The 12,788-nt window shown below is 43.3% G+C and carries 15 protein-coding genes; 11 read left to right on the plus strand and 4 right to left on the minus strand.

All coding sequences use genetic code 11. The annotated features are described in order from the left end of the window. Positions 1-55: 55 nt before the first annotated feature. On the plus strand, positions 56-415 hold the full coding sequence (locus AB5Y61_RS01385) for a MerR family transcriptional regulator (protein WP_014713966.1): 360 nt from the start codon (positions 56-58) through the stop codon (positions 413-415). Positions 416-454: 39 nt separating this feature from the next. Next, positions 455-1,801: a type I glutamate--ammonia ligase gene (gene glnA / locus AB5Y61_RS01390; protein ID WP_003008870.1), complete on the plus strand. Its 1,347-nt coding sequence runs from the start codon at positions 455-457 to the stop codon at positions 1,799-1,801. 102 nt (positions 1,802-1,903) lie between these two features. On the opposite strand, the gene rnjA is transcribed toward glnA, so the two are convergent. Together rnjA and AB5Y61_RS01400 are read right to left on the minus strand one after the other, a co-directional pair. Beyond that, a complete protein-coding gene (gene rnjA / locus AB5Y61_RS01395; RefSeq protein WP_003015245.1) occupies positions 1,904-3,586 on the minus strand; it encodes a ribonuclease J1 in 1,683 nt (560 codons plus the stop codon). A gap of 3 nt (positions 3,587-3,589) precedes the next feature. Continuing rightward, complete coding sequence (locus tag AB5Y61_RS01400; RefSeq protein ID WP_031576344.1) at positions 3,590-3,820, minus strand: DNA-directed RNA polymerase subunit epsilon; 231 nt, start codon at positions 3,818-3,820, stop codon at positions 3,590-3,592. Between the two features lie 292 nt (positions 3,821-4,112). Here AB5Y61_RS01400 and tsaB point away from each other — a divergent pair, with 292 nt between their 5' ends. From tsaB to AB5Y61_RS01445, 9 genes are all read left to right on the plus strand, one after another. Beyond that, positions 4,113-4,796 carry a tRNA (adenosine(37)-N6)-threonylcarbamoyltransferase complex dimerization subunit type 1 TsaB gene (gene tsaB / locus AB5Y61_RS01405; protein ID WP_368402778.1) on the plus strand — a complete coding sequence of 228 codons (684 nt, stop codon included), beginning with the start codon at positions 4,113-4,115 and terminating at the stop codon, positions 4,794-4,796. After that, a complete protein-coding gene (gene rimI / locus AB5Y61_RS01410) occupies positions 4,793-5,230 on the plus strand; it encodes a ribosomal protein S18-alanine N-acetyltransferase (RefSeq protein WP_368402780.1) in 438 nt (145 codons plus the stop codon). The genes tsaB and rimI overlap by 4 nt, the downstream gene beginning before the upstream one ends. Further along, positions 5,220-6,230 carry a tRNA (adenosine(37)-N6)-threonylcarbamoyltransferase complex transferase subunit TsaD gene (gene tsaD, locus AB5Y61_RS01415; RefSeq protein WP_368402781.1) on the plus strand — a complete coding sequence of 337 codons (1,011 nt, stop codon included), beginning with the start codon at positions 5,220-5,222 and terminating at the stop codon, positions 6,228-6,230. Before rimI ends, tsaD begins: the two co-directional genes overlap by 11 nt. A gap of 18 nt (positions 6,231-6,248) precedes the next feature. Beyond that, positions 6,249-7,334, plus strand: a complete 1,086-nt coding sequence (locus AB5Y61_RS01420; RefSeq protein WP_368402783.1) for a hypothetical protein — start codon at positions 6,249-6,251, stop codon at positions 7,332-7,334. A gap of 96 nt (positions 7,335-7,430) precedes the next feature. Continuing rightward, entirely contained in the window at positions 7,431-8,099 is a 669-nt protein-coding gene (locus AB5Y61_RS01425; protein WP_368402784.1) for a DUF443 family protein, read from the plus strand. Positions 8,100-8,132: 33 nt separating this feature from the next. Then, the gene (locus AB5Y61_RS01430; protein WP_368402786.1) at positions 8,133-8,690 is read left to right on the plus strand and encodes a hypothetical protein; all 558 of its coding nucleotides are present in this window, start codon (positions 8,133-8,135) and stop codon (positions 8,688-8,690) included. 109 nt (positions 8,691-8,799) lie between these two features. After that, positions 8,800-9,492: an AzlC family ABC transporter permease gene (locus AB5Y61_RS01435; RefSeq protein ID WP_368402788.1), complete on the plus strand. Its 693-nt coding sequence runs from the start codon at positions 8,800-8,802 to the stop codon at positions 9,490-9,492. Then, positions 9,482-9,808, plus strand: a complete 327-nt coding sequence (locus tag AB5Y61_RS01440; RefSeq protein WP_368402790.1) for an AzlD domain-containing protein — start codon at positions 9,482-9,484, stop codon at positions 9,806-9,808. Before AB5Y61_RS01435 ends, AB5Y61_RS01440 begins: the two co-directional genes overlap by 11 nt. A 98-nt stretch (positions 9,809-9,906) precedes the next feature. After that, on the plus strand, positions 9,907-10,569 hold the full coding sequence (locus AB5Y61_RS01445; RefSeq protein ID WP_368402792.1) for a hypothetical protein: 663 nt from the start codon (positions 9,907-9,909) through the stop codon (positions 10,567-10,569). Positions 10,570-10,615: 46 nt separating this feature from the next. Here AB5Y61_RS01445 and gla read toward each other — a convergent pair whose 3' ends face one another. Together gla and AB5Y61_RS01455 are read right to left on the minus strand one after the other, a co-directional pair. Continuing rightward, a complete protein-coding gene (gene gla / locus AB5Y61_RS01450) occupies positions 10,616-11,488 on the minus strand; it encodes an aquaglyceroporin Gla (protein ID WP_254727544.1) in 873 nt (290 codons plus the stop codon). 123 nt (positions 11,489-11,611) lie between these two features. Further along, complete coding sequence (locus AB5Y61_RS01455; RefSeq protein WP_368402794.1) at positions 11,612-12,784, minus strand: NAD(P)/FAD-dependent oxidoreductase; 1,173 nt, start codon at positions 12,782-12,784, stop codon at positions 11,612-11,614. Positions 12,785-12,788: the final 4 nt, after the last annotated feature.

The raw sequence follows: 12,788 nt of genomic DNA on the forward strand, positions 1-12,788 counted from the left end.
TTTAATCTTGACATAGATTTTTTTTTCGATATAATAGAATAGAAAGAGGAATGGTATGAAGGAAAAGGAATTACGACGCTCACTGGCAGTCTTTCCAATTGGAAGTGTTATGAAGCTGACCGACTTGACAGCTCGTCAGATTCGTTATTATGAAGATCAAGGGTTAATTTCTCCTGATCGAACAGAAGGCAATCGTCGCATGTATTCATTGGACAATATGGACCGCCTGCTTGAGATCAAAGATTATATTTCAGATGGTTTGAATATTGCGGATATCAAGAAGAGATATGCGGAAAAAGAGCAAGAGCAAACCAAGGTGGTCAGCCAAGAAGCCATTCGTAAGGCTCTTCATCGTGACATTCTTCAGCAAAGTCGCTTCACATCTTCCCCATCGCCATATGGTCAATTTCGTTGATCATTTCATAAGCTTGTAATCTATTTTAAGGAGACAAAAATGTCAATTACTGCTGCAGATATTCGCCGTGAAGTAAAAGAAAAAAATGTTACTTTTATTCGCTTGATGTTCTCTGATATTTTGGGAACTATGAAGAACGTCGAAATTCCAGCTACCGATGAGCAACTGGACAAGGTTCTTTCAAACAAAGCCATGTTTGATGGTTCCTCTATCGAGGGATTTGTCCGTATCAACGAGTCAGATATGTATCTTTACCCAGATTTGGATACATGGACAGTCTTCCCTTGGGGAGATGAAAATGGTAGCGTAGCTGGCTTGATCTGTGATGTCTATACGACAGAAGGAGAACCATTTGCAGGAGACCCACGTGGCAACTTGAAACGTGCCCTTCGTCATATGGAAGAGCTTGGATTCAAATCCTTTAACCTTGGTCCAGAACCAGAATTCTTCCTCTTCAAGTTGGACGAAAATGGAGATCCAACTCTTGAAGTAAACGACAAAGGTGGCTATTTTGACTTGGCTCCAACAGACCTTGCAGATAACACTCGTCGTGAAATCGTAAATGTCTTGACCAAGATGGGCTTTGAAGTAGAAGCCAGTCACCACGAAGTAGCCGTTGGTCAGCATGAAATCGACTTTAAGTATGACGAAGTGCTCCGCGCTTGTGACAAGATCCAAATCTTTAAACTCGTTGTGAAAACCATTGCTCGTAAACACGGTTTGTATGCAACCTTTATGGCCAAACCAAAATTTGGAATTGCCGGATCAGGTATGCACTGTAATATGTCTCTCTTTGACCAAGATGGCAACAATGCCTTCTTTGATCCAGAAGATCCACGTGGAATGCAATTGTCAGAAACTGCTTATCACTTCTTGGGTGGTTTGATCAAGCATGCCTACAACTTTACAGCAGTGACAAATCCAACTGTCAATTCTTATAAACGTTTGGTTCCAGGATATGAAGCACCCGTTTACATCGCTTGGGCGGGCCGCAACCGTTCCCCATTGGTACGTGTGCCAGCATCACGTGGTATGGGAACTCGTTTGGAATTGCGTTCCGTAGACCCAATGGCCAATCCTTATGTAGCCTTGGCAGTCTTGCTTGAAGTCGGCCTTCACGGTATCGAAAACAAAATCGAAGCACCTGCTCCGATTGAAGAAAATATCTATGTGATGACACCGGAAGAACGTAGAGCCGCTGGAATCACAGATCTCCCTTCTACCCTTCACAATGCCTTGAAAGCCTTGACAGAAGACGAAGTGGTGAAAGCTGCCTTGGGTGAGCACATCTACACCAGCTTCCTTGAAGCCAAACGAATTGAATGGGCAAGCTACGCTACCTTCGTATCACAATGGGAAGTAGACAACTATCTAGATCTTTATTAAGAAACAAGAGTAAAGAGCTTGGGAAATATTCCAAGCTCTTCTTTGCTCTTCAAAATGCAACAATAAAACCAGTTGAAACAGTGGTCTCAACTGGTTATTTTTTTAATTTTCGTCATCTGGTGTGAGAATCATTGGAATAATGATGGGTTCACGTTCCGTGCTTTCGTACAGGAATGGACGAAGAGCATTGACAATCGCACCATTAACGGTTTGGATATTGGCATCTTTGTTCTTCAAGGCGATACGAATGGCATTGAAGAGGATGCGTTGGCTTTCACGGATCAGGTCTCCTGATTCACGCATGTAGATGAAACCACGGCTCAAGATATCTGGTCCTGCCAGAATCATCTTCGATTTGAAGTCAACAGTCGCAACAGCAAGTACGACACCGTCTTCAGAAAGGTCTCTCCGGTCACGAAGAACAGCAGCTCCGATTTCACCGATGCGATTTCCATCGACATAGATGTCTTGGGCATTGAAGCTTCCTGCGATACGAGCAGAGTTGGCTGTAAGAGCGAGGACATCACCATTACTCATGATGAAGATATTGTCTTTTTCTACTCCGCAATCACGCGCAAGTCCTGCGTGGATCTTCTGCATCCGGTATTCACCATGGACAGGCATGAAGTATTTTGGTTTGATCAAGCGGAGCATGAGTTTTTGTTCTTGTTGGCCCCCGTGTCCAGAGGTATGGATGTTGTTGATCTTCCCGTGAATGACATCGACACCCGCTTCAGAAATCGTATTGATCAGTTTGTTCACACTGGTTGTATTTCCAGGAATCGGGCTAGAAGAGAAGATAACGGTATCTCCTGGTTGGAGTTGCACTTGGCGGTGCGTTCCGTTGGCAATCCGAGAGAGGGCTGCCATTGGTTCTCCTTGGCTTCCTGTACACATGATCAGGATTTCATTGGCCGCATAGTCTTTAATCTCGTTTGGCTCGATAATGGTTCCAGCAGGGACCTTGATGTAGCCAAGCTCGATTCCATTGACGATGGCTTTTTCCATGGAGCGTCCAAAGACGACGATCTTACGACCTGTCTTGACAGCGGCCTCAGCTGCCTGTTGGAGACGGAAGATATTCGAGGCAAAGGAAGCAAAGATGATGCGCCCATGGATGCCTTCGATGATCTTCATGATGGATTGGCCAACCACTTTTTCAGAGTTGGTAAAGGTTGGGATTTCCGCGTTGGTTGAGTCTGAGAGCAGACAGAGAACGCCTTCTTCTCCAAGAGCTGCCATACGATGGAGGTCAGCTGGTTCCCCAACAGGTGTAAAGTCAAATTTGAAGTCTCCGGTACAGACAATCTTTCCTTGTGGGGTGTGAATCACAATTCCCAAAGGTTCTGGAATAGAGTGAGTCGTACGGAAGAAGGTTGCTTTAAGATTTTTAAATTGAAGTTCAGTGTTTTGGTTGATTTCATAGAGTTTGGCATCGCGAAGAAGGCCATGCTCTTCTAATTTTCCACGGATCAAGGCAAGCGCTAAAGGTCCAGCATAGATAGGGACATTGGCTTGCTTCAAAAGGAAAGGAATCCCACCGATGTGGTCTTCGTGTCCGTGGGTAATGAGGACCGCTTTGACACGATCAATATTGTCAACGATATAAGAGTAATCCGGGATTACATAGTCGATCCCAAGGAGGTCGTCTTCTGGAAATTTGATCCCGGCATCGACAATGATAATTTCATCTTGGTACTCGATCCCGTAGGTATTTTTCCCGATTTCTCCAAGTCCACCAATGGCAAATACACCAACTTCTTCAGGTTTTAAGGTATAAGCCATGGATTAGTACTCCGTTAGTTCAAAAGCACCTGACTCTTTCTCGTAAGCAAGGTGTTGCTCAGAAAGTGGTGTGATAAATTCAATGTTGAAATCTGTGTTTGCTTCAACCAATTGACGAGCTTGGATGCGTCCTTCGCGTTCATTTGGTGCATCAATATCGAGATAAAGTGCATGCGTCGTTTCACGACGAGGGTTCCGTTCTTTTGTTTTCTGATAAAAAACTTTGTAAATCATGAAGTAATTTTCCTTTCATTATTTCGGTCCATTTGTTAGCTGCGAAGGAGTGCAATCACTAGAGTTTTCTACTCGCAACTAGTGGACCTGATTCGATACAATTAATTATCATTATATCATAAATTTGCCTGTAAGTAAAAGATAGACTGGAAAAGTCAGAGAGGCAAAGACCTATAATAGAGAAGCTTTTGAGAGGTTTTGGATATGAAAATCCTGCGCTTTAAGGGAGAGTTTCGCTGGGATTTGAAGGGAATTTGTAGTATAATATAATCCAGTTCAAGAGGAGTAGGAAATGAAATTATTAGCATTTGATACCTCGAGTAAGGCTCTTTCTGTAGCGATTTTAGAAGATGAGACTCTACTTGCAGAAACAACATTAACCATTAAAAAGAATCATAGTATCACCTTGATGCCGGTCATCGATTTTTTGATGCAACAAATCGACTTGACACCCAAGGACTTGGACCGCATCGTGGTGGCAGAAGGTCCTGGGAGCTATACTGGACTGCGCATTGCAGTCGCAACCGCAAAGACATTGGCTCATACTTTAGGGATTGAATTGGTCGGGGTCTCAAGCCTCTTAGCTCTAGTGCCGGATGATCTAGAAGGTTTGGTAGTACCTGTCATGGATGCTCGTCGGAACAACGTCTATGCGGGTTTTTACCAAGAAGATCAGCTGGTCGCACCTGAAGGGCATATTCCGTTTGAAGAGGTCTTAGAGCGTGCAGCATCGAGTGAGCAGGTCACCTTTGTCGGAGAGATCACGGCTTTTAAGGAGCAGATTGCCTCTAGCCTCCCAAGTGCTACTTGCTCTGAAACGCTGCCTGATGCAGTGAAAATCGGACGTCTCGGCCTTAAACAAGCGCCTGCTAGCCTCCATGATTTTGTCCCCAATTATCTCAAACGGGTCGAAGCGGAGGAAAATTGGCTCAAAGACCACACGGAAACAACGATCTCCTACATCAAGCGTCTATGATGAAAAGAACAATCAAGAAAGGGAGCGTCCAGGATGCGGCTGCTATTCTCTCTGTGATGGAAGATGTCTATGGCCACAGCCCCTGGAAGTTGGAGCAGATCCAAGCCGATATAGAGCAGGAATCAACTTCCTATTTCCTAGCTATGGATGAGGGGCAAGTCCTTGGGTTTGTCGCCATTCAAGAGACTCTCTATGAAGCAGAGGTTTTGCAGATTGCGGTCAAGCGCGCCTTTCAAGGCCGAGGCCTAGCTCAGCAGTTACTCGCGCAGTTGCCGGACCAAAAAGAGATTTTTTTAGAAGTGCGCGTTTCCAATCAACCGGCCCAAGGCCTATACAAAAAAATGCACTTTGAAGAAATTGCACGGAGGAAAAACTACTATCACGATCCGATAGAGGATGCCGTGATCATGAAGAGGAACCCGAATGAAAGATAGATATATTTTGGCTTTTGAGACATCGTGTGATGAGACCAGCGTGGCTGTCTTGAAAAATGACGACCAACTCTTGTCCAATGTCATTGCCAGTCAAATCGAAAGTCACAAGCGTTTTGGTGGGGTGGTGCCTGAGGTAGCCTCTCGTCACCATGTGGAAGTCATTACGGCATGTATTGAAGAAGCCCTAGAAGAAGCAGGGATCACAGAAGACGAGGTCACCGCTGTAGCTGTTACTTACGGCCCAGGCCTGGTTGGGGCTCTTTTAGTCGGCTTGGCTGCAGCCAAGGCCTTTGCCTGGGCGCACGGTCTTCCTTTGATTCCAGTCAATCATATGGCAGGGCACTTGATGGCCGCTCAAAGCGTCGAGCCCTTAGAATTTCCGCTCTTAGCCTTGCTGGTGAGTGGAGGACATACCGAGTTGGTCTATGTCAGTGAAGCGGGGGATTATAAGATCGTCGGAGAGACCCGTGATGACGCTGTTGGTGAGGCCTATGACAAGGTCGGGCGCGTGATGGGCTTGACCTATCCAGCAGGACGTGAGATTGACGAGTTAGCACACGAGGGACAGGATATCTACGATTTCCCACGGGCCATGATCAAAGAAGACAATCTGGAATTTTCTTTTTCAGGGCTCAAATCGGCCTTTATCAATCTGCACCACAATGCCCAGCAAAAAGGAGAAACCCTCTCAAATGCAGACCTGTCAGCGAGTTTCCAAGCAGCCGTCTTAGACATTCTCATGGCCAAGACCAAGAAGGCTTTGGAGAAATATCCAGTCAAAACCCTAGTCGTTGCGGGTGGGGTCGCAGCCAACCAAGGTCTCCGTGAATTCTTGGCTTCTGACATCACAGATGTCAAGGTCATCATTCCGCCTCTACGTCTCTGCGGGGACAATGCAGGGATGATTGCCTATGCTAGCGTCAGCGAATGGAACAAAGAAAACTTTGCAGGCTGGGACCTCAATGCCAAACCAAGCCTAGCCTTTGAAGGAATTGAATAAGAAAAAGGAGCCAATTGGATGTGCGATTCCAATGGCTTTTTTGTTGGGATCTCACCAACTAGTAGCGGATTTGCGAGTCGAAAGAAAATTCGGTATGATAGAAGGAATGAAACTGAGGTGGAAGAGAGGAACGAGCGCATGTTAAAGTTACCGAATCGAGTCAAAAAACTAATCTTTGGCATGATTGGCCTAGGCTTTGTATTGAGTTTGTCTTATATGACTTATATCTCTATTTATATAAAACCATATACGTTTATTGATTTGAAAGAAAAAATTGTCGATTATGATTTTATTGAAAATGGGAAGGTTATCGTAACAAAATGGGATTATTCAAATAAACTCGATTATTATATGACAAAGAATAATGGGGGCGTTTTACGATCTTATCCAATTGTTGGGAAAACGAAAATAGTTAAAGAATACCATAAACTAAAGGATATTAATTATATTAAACATAATATTCCGGATGGGAAAGAGTATTGGGGTATTACTATATACAATATAAAAAATAAGAAATTAACTCCTAAGGATTATGATCTTTTTAAAATGACTCGTGAATACAACAAATCATATGTACCAGATAGAATTGACAATGTTATCTATATTAGTAAGGGTAAAGAATTGTTGGATGTCTACTTTAAAAGTTCCAAGGATCATTATAAGAAGGAAATTATTAAATCCATTGATTTACAATCAGGGAAGGTAATTGATCAAGGTGATGCAAGCGAAAAAGAAGTTGTGAATGATTCAACCAACTATATTTCATTTTTACCTATTCATGAGCAGTTAACAATGGCTGATCGTAGAATCTCATTAGATAAAACCAAAAAATTTCCTGAATCCGATGCTGTAATGTTTGATAAGTACCCAAATACTAAAGATTTATTTTCCGAAAATCATTCTATGATAGGGATTTTGGTAGATAGACCTAGTGTGGATACGAACATTCCTATACTTCAACTTTTAGTGAGTCATAAAACGAATTTATTTAAAAATGTTACGATACCAGCAGAGTATTCTATAGATGGTCAAGAACATGAGATTCATTCCTATGATGAGTTTAAACAATACTACAACGGACAAGGTGGGGAATTGGCTGAGTAAAGCTTCTTCTGGAAGAACGGGAGTCGAAGGAAGCTGAGTTTGACTGCTTTACATGGTCTAGGATGCTATCCTGAAAGCATGTAGGAAGTAAATAGGATGTTAGAATATAAAGAAACAAGTATTTTCTGTCACCAACTGGTAGAGTACGATGGCAAAAAATTTCTGTTAGATGCTAGTACCATGAAGCCTAAGCTCTATTATTGGGGGCTGCCAACGGAAGCGATCACTGTTGAGATGATGGAAGTAGATAAAAAAGTTGAAATTCCAGGCACACCCCTCAATAAATTAAATGGGGGGACAGCAGCCATTATAGTCCAGCCGTTTGTTGGAGTGGTTTATAGTCTCTTAAAAAAGCTATTCAGAGAATATGCCATTAGTCAACAAATTTTCCTTAAACTGGTATTATTTGTGGTTGCCATGCTTATATCTTATGTGCTCTTCCGATGTTCTGTAGAAAAGGCACGTAAAAAGGTTAAGAATCTATTTCCTACAGCAAGGAAGAGATATATTGTGACTTTCAAGCCGATACCAGAAAGAAAGCAAATTTTTGATGCCCATCTATTAAATATTGTCTTATTGGCCTGTTTAGCTATGTATTTATTTAATAATAATGGTCAAGAAGGGATCTTTTTAGTGATAGGCGGTATTCTTACAGCTTTTCTATTGACCTTCGAATTTGGCAAAGTTCCAGTTCTTTTGGGAGCTAAAACAGGGAATTTAAGTCTTGATAGTGTAGAAGAGATCATCATTGAAAAAAGTAACTAGAATAGAATGGACAAGAATAAAGGAGTAGAAATCATGAAAAAAACAATCGTTTTGTTAGTAGCGCTTCTATCATTAACAGCATGCGCCCAGCCTCGACAGGAATCAAAAGATTCTTCGCCGAGGAAAACGGAGCAGACTTCAAAAGAGTCCTCGGCTGTTAAAAATGAAAAAGGCTTGCAGTTTGTGGTGGGACCACAATATGAAGGAAAAGAATCAAATGTAATTGAACTAGGGAAGAAATTAACCAAGGAACATCCAGAACTTGGAAATCAAGGAAACCTATCGATCAACTATACTGGCGCAACTTTCTCATCCAATCAACAAGAATATGCCGTTTTTCTATTGATTAACAAAGCTGGATTTCAAATTGATAAGGATTTTGAGTTTTCATTGAGTTGGAAATATGATGGGCAATTCATTTATCAACATCAACGGATTGGCTATAAAATTAGTGACAGTGGAGTATTGCCGAATCAATCTGCCACAATTTTGACCTTGCCAATATCCAGTGAGCAAAAACAAATTGTCGAGACCATGACACAAGAAGAAAAGATGTCATTAGAGATGTCGGATTTAAAAGTGAATCAGTAGGGGAGAGATAGAAATATATCGAGGGCTTATCCATTCTCTCTCATCGGTCCCTTTTCAACTTTTTTCTTGTGTTATAATAGAGGTCAATGATTCAGCAAGGAGTGAGAGTATGGAAAAAGATTTTTGGCAGGGGGTGAGGGATGCACTGCCGACGGCTTTGGGCTATATCAGTATTGGCCTGGCTTGTGGTGTGGTGGCGTCTCCCTATCTTTCTCCTTTGGAGATGGCCTTGATGAGTATTCTAGTCTATGCTGGGGCGGCTCAGTTTGCGATGATCTCTCTGATTGCGACCCACTCTTCGATCTTGAATATGGCCTTGACCGTGTGTTTGATCAATCTCCGGAATATGTTGATGAGTCTGCATACGTCCTCTGATTTTAAGGATGCGAGTCTCGCTCATACCATTGGGATTGGAAGCCTCTTGACCGATGAGAGTTATGGGGTCTACTTGAGTGAGAAGTTAAAGACGGATACCATCACAGTTCCTTGGATGCATGGGAACAATCTAGTAGGCTATGTGGCTTGGATCAGTGCGACGGTTATCGGAACAGCTCTGGGATCTCTCCTACCAGATCCAAAGGCTTTTAGGCTTGATTTTGCCTTAGTGGCTATGTTTATTGGGATTTTTGCAGCCCAGTTCCAAGGAATGCAACTGACAGAAAAGACCAAGACCATGCTCTTGGTGCTCTTAGCAGTAGCAGTGAGTTTCTTGCTCTTACTCTTTTATGTTTCGCAACCGCTTGCTGTGCTAGCTGCGACCTTGATTGGCTGTTTTGTGGGGGTGGTTTGTGATGCGCGTTAATAGTTCTATCTTCATGGCCATTCTGGCCTCAGCCCTCGTTACCTGGATTCCTCGGATCTTGCCCTTCCTCTTAGTTAAATACAAGGGACTGCCGGCTCCTGTGACCCGCTTTCTCAAATACCTGCCCATTTCCATTATCTTTGCCTTGGTTTTATCGAGTTTAGTAGAGGGGAAAATCGGAAGTCTCCCGCAGTTCCACTGGTTGGACCTCGTGGTGACCATTCCCAGTCTCTTTGTAGCCTTTCGTTACAAAAACCTTATGGGAACCGTTTTGTTTGGAATTGTTTTGATCGCTCTATTACGATTGGCATTTTAAACGGAATATGTTACAAAAAAGTTACAATTATTACAAAAAACTTGATTTTTGTAACAATTAGGGTATAATGGGAGTCAGAAAGATAAAGAGGTGATCGTATGAAAAAATCAATCTTCCGTTGGGGTGCCGCTGTTCTGGTGGCTGCTTCACTTGGTCTAGCTCTCGGTGGTTGTGGTGCTAAGGATAAAAAGACAGCATCCTCCTCCGCAAAAGCATCTACCAGTAAGGTAGAGAAAAAAGCCAAAAGTAATAGCAAAAAGAGTGCAGCATCTTCCGCTCAGGCAAAAGATACAGCTAGCTCTTCAACTCAAACCAGTAGCGCGACAGGTACAAAAGACTCTAGTAAGACCGAGAATGCGTCTGCTGCGACGCAAGCTACTGTCCCTGCAGAACTGGTGGGAACTTGGGTAGGATCTAGTCCACAAGCGGATTCGATTAAAATGACCGTCGATGCCAATGGGGATGTAACAACAGTGGTAAGCTTCAAAAATGACAGCGAACCGACTCGAACAGCGACCTATACGGCAAGAGCCGTCCAAGCAAGTGGAAATATCTACTATTGGAATGTTGAAGGCTTTGATGGGGCTGATGCCTTGCTCCCTGGGATCACAGGCTTAGGTGGAGCAAACTTCCGATTTGAGCCTGGTTTTGTCTTAGAAGAAGGACACTATACACCGATTGTTTTCACAACGGATCTCAATACAGAATTTGACTATACTAAATACAATGATTTCCGTTTTTCATTAACCAAAGAACAATAAAAAGACGAACTCGATGGAAAATCGAGTTCGTTTTTTACTAGTTAGATTAAGCAAGGTAGATTACTTTGAACAATAGTACAGCTAAGATAGCAGCAAGGATTGGGGCTACAACTGGTACCCAAGCATACCACCATTTTGAATCACCTTTGTGTTCTCCTAATACAGATTTTGGAAGGAAGGCGTGGACCAAACGAGGACCAAAGTCACGTGCAGGGTTCAAACCAGGTCCAGTAGGACCACCGAGTGACGTAACAAGAGCCATAACAAGGAAGCCAAGAGCCAAGTGAGCAATTCCTAGTCCTGAAGCATGTGCTTGTGACAAAGCCAATTTGGCTGCTGTTGAAGTAGCATCAAAGACTCCTCCTTGTTCAGCCGCTGCTTTTTGAGCTAGACCAGCAACCTCTGCTCCGAAGAAATTCTTAGTTAAACCAAGTGCACAAAAGAAAAGTACGAATGATCCGGCAAACTCGTTGATGAAGCCATTAATTGTAGCAGCTTTACGTGATTCAGGAGTTCCTTTATCCAAACTAGAAATCGTTGAGAATGTTCCCAAGATGTTGTTTGGATTTTCAGTTTGGATGTAGTATGGACGGTGAGCTGCAACGACAACCAATTGTCCAAACATAGCTCCAAGAAGTTGAGCAGCGATGTATGGTAAAACATTTGCCCATGGGAAGAGTCCGCTAACCGCAAGTCCAAGAGTAAAGGCAGGGTTAATGTGGTTTCCTGAAACATTACCAAACATCAAGGCTGGCATCATAACACCCATTCCGTACCCGATCGCAATGACAAGCCATCCACTTTGATGACCTTTAGTTCCTTTTAATTCAACGTTTGCAACAGCACCGTTTCCGAGGATAAGTAGCAAAGCTGTCCCGAAAAACTCAGTCATGAGTTTAACACTAAAATCAAAATCCATGATTCTAATAATCTCCTTTATAAATTTTATACCAATCCATTCTATCAAGTAAATACTAACTTGTAAAGATTTTTTCAAAATTTTGTTTCAATAGGTGGAGAAAAAAGTATGGAGAATGATTTATCAGTAATGAAGACTTCCTGCGACCCAACCGGTACAGAGGGCAGATGTGATATTAAAGCCACCTGTATGAGCATTGATATCGAGGACTTCTCCGGCAAAGTGGAGGCCAGGAACCAGCTTACTTTCTAGGGTTTTAGGATTGATTTCTTTGAGGCTGACGCCGCCCTTGGTTACAAAGGACTTAGCTAGGGACATCTTCCCAGTGACAGGAATAGGCATCTCTTTGATTTTTTGAATGATCTCTTCTGTCTGAGTAGGAGTGAGTTGCTTGGCTTTTTCAGGGAATCCTTGCACCAAGAAATCAGCTAACCGTTCAGGAAGAAGGGTTTTGAGGCTATTTTTAATGGACTTTTCTCGATGTTCTTCTAGAAAATCTTTTAACTCTTGAGAAGAAGTGGTTGGAAGGAGATCTAAAGTTAAGATTTCCCCACCTTTGACAAAGCTAGACATCCGAAGGGCTGCAGGGCCAGAAAGACCGAAATGCGTAAAGAGCAGGTCATGGGTGATGATGTGTTTGCCGTAGCTGAGGGTCACATCTGTCAGAGAGATCCCTTGGAGGGCCTTGTGTGGGAAGTCTGTCAAAAGAGGACTTTCTGCCGCTTCGAGATCGGTGATGGTGTGTTTGAAGTGGCGGGCAATTTCGTGTCCGTAGCCAGTAGAGCCGGTAGAAGGATAGGATTTGCCCCCAGTTGTGACAATCAGCTTGTCAGCTGTCCATGTTTTTTCAGCAGACTTGACGATAAAGACGTCCTCGGGCTTAGTGACAGATACCACCTCGCAGTTGGTGGCCATGCTAGCACCTAGCTCAAGGATCTTATTTTCTAAGGCTTGAATAATGGTGCGAGATTGATCACTAGCAGGAAAGACCCGGCCATGATCTTCGACTTTTAGCTTGACGCCATTATCGGTGAAAAATTGGATGATATCATGATTATCAAATTGGGAAAACACACTGTAAAGGAAACGGCCATTTCCAGGGATACCGGCCATCAAATCGTCTAAGGTCCCGTTGTTCGTGACATTACAGCGGCCTCCTCCGGTACCAGCGAGCTTCTTGCCCAGCCTTTTATTTTTTTCGATCAGTAGCGTAGGTTGGCCATAGGAGGCGCTGGCAATGGTCGCCATCATACCTGCTGGGCCACCACCGATGACAATGGTGTGAAAGTGAGTCATGTAG

It is taken from the genome of Streptococcus parasanguinis, from assembly GCF_040908565.1.
Lineage (GTDB): Bacteria > Bacillota > Bacilli > Lactobacillales > Streptococcaceae > Streptococcus > Streptococcus parasanguinis_AC.

Bases quoted from the DNA above. Each gene is read 5' to 3' on its own strand.
- AB5Y61_RS01385 (WP_014713966.1), top strand. From the start codon at position 56: ATGAAGGAAAAGGAATTACGACGCTCACTGGCAGTCTTTCCAATTGGA.
- glnA (WP_003008870.1), top strand. From the start codon at position 455: ATGTCAATTACTGCTGCAGATATTCGCCGTGAAGTAAAAGAAAAAAAT.
- rnjA (WP_003015245.1), bottom strand. From the start codon at position 3,586: ATGGCTTATACCTTAAAACCTGAAGAAGTTGGTGTATTTGCCATTGGT.
- AB5Y61_RS01400 (WP_031576344.1), bottom strand. From the start codon at position 3,820: ATGATTTACAAAGTTTTTTATCAGAAAACAAAAGAACGGAACCCTCGT.
- tsaB (WP_368402778.1), top strand. From the start codon at position 4,113: ATGAAATTATTAGCATTTGATACCTCGAGTAAGGCTCTTTCTGTAGCG.
- rimI (WP_368402780.1), top strand. From the start codon at position 4,793: ATGATGAAAAGAACAATCAAGAAAGGGAGCGTCCAGGATGCGGCTGCT.
- tsaD (WP_368402781.1), top strand. From the start codon at position 5,220: ATGAAAGATAGATATATTTTGGCTTTTGAGACATCGTGTGATGAGACC.
- AB5Y61_RS01420 (WP_368402783.1), top strand. From the start codon at position 6,249: ATGTGCGATTCCAATGGCTTTTTTGTTGGGATCTCACCAACTAGTAGC.
- AB5Y61_RS01425 (WP_368402784.1), top strand. From the start codon at position 7,431: ATGTTAGAATATAAAGAAACAAGTATTTTCTGTCACCAACTGGTAGAG.
- AB5Y61_RS01430 (WP_368402786.1), top strand. From the start codon at position 8,133: ATGAAAAAAACAATCGTTTTGTTAGTAGCGCTTCTATCATTAACAGCA.
- AB5Y61_RS01435 (WP_368402788.1), top strand. From the start codon at position 8,800: ATGGAAAAAGATTTTTGGCAGGGGGTGAGGGATGCACTGCCGACGGCT.
- AB5Y61_RS01440 (WP_368402790.1), top strand. From the start codon at position 9,482: ATGCGCGTTAATAGTTCTATCTTCATGGCCATTCTGGCCTCAGCCCTC.
- AB5Y61_RS01445 (WP_368402792.1), top strand. From the start codon at position 9,907: ATGAAAAAATCAATCTTCCGTTGGGGTGCCGCTGTTCTGGTGGCTGCT.
- gla (WP_254727544.1), bottom strand. From the start codon at position 11,488: ATGGATTTTGATTTTAGTGTTAAACTCATGACTGAGTTTTTCGGGACA.
- AB5Y61_RS01455 (WP_368402794.1), bottom strand. From the start codon at position 12,784: ATGACTCACTTTCACACCATTGTCATCGGTGGTGGCCCAGCAGGTATG.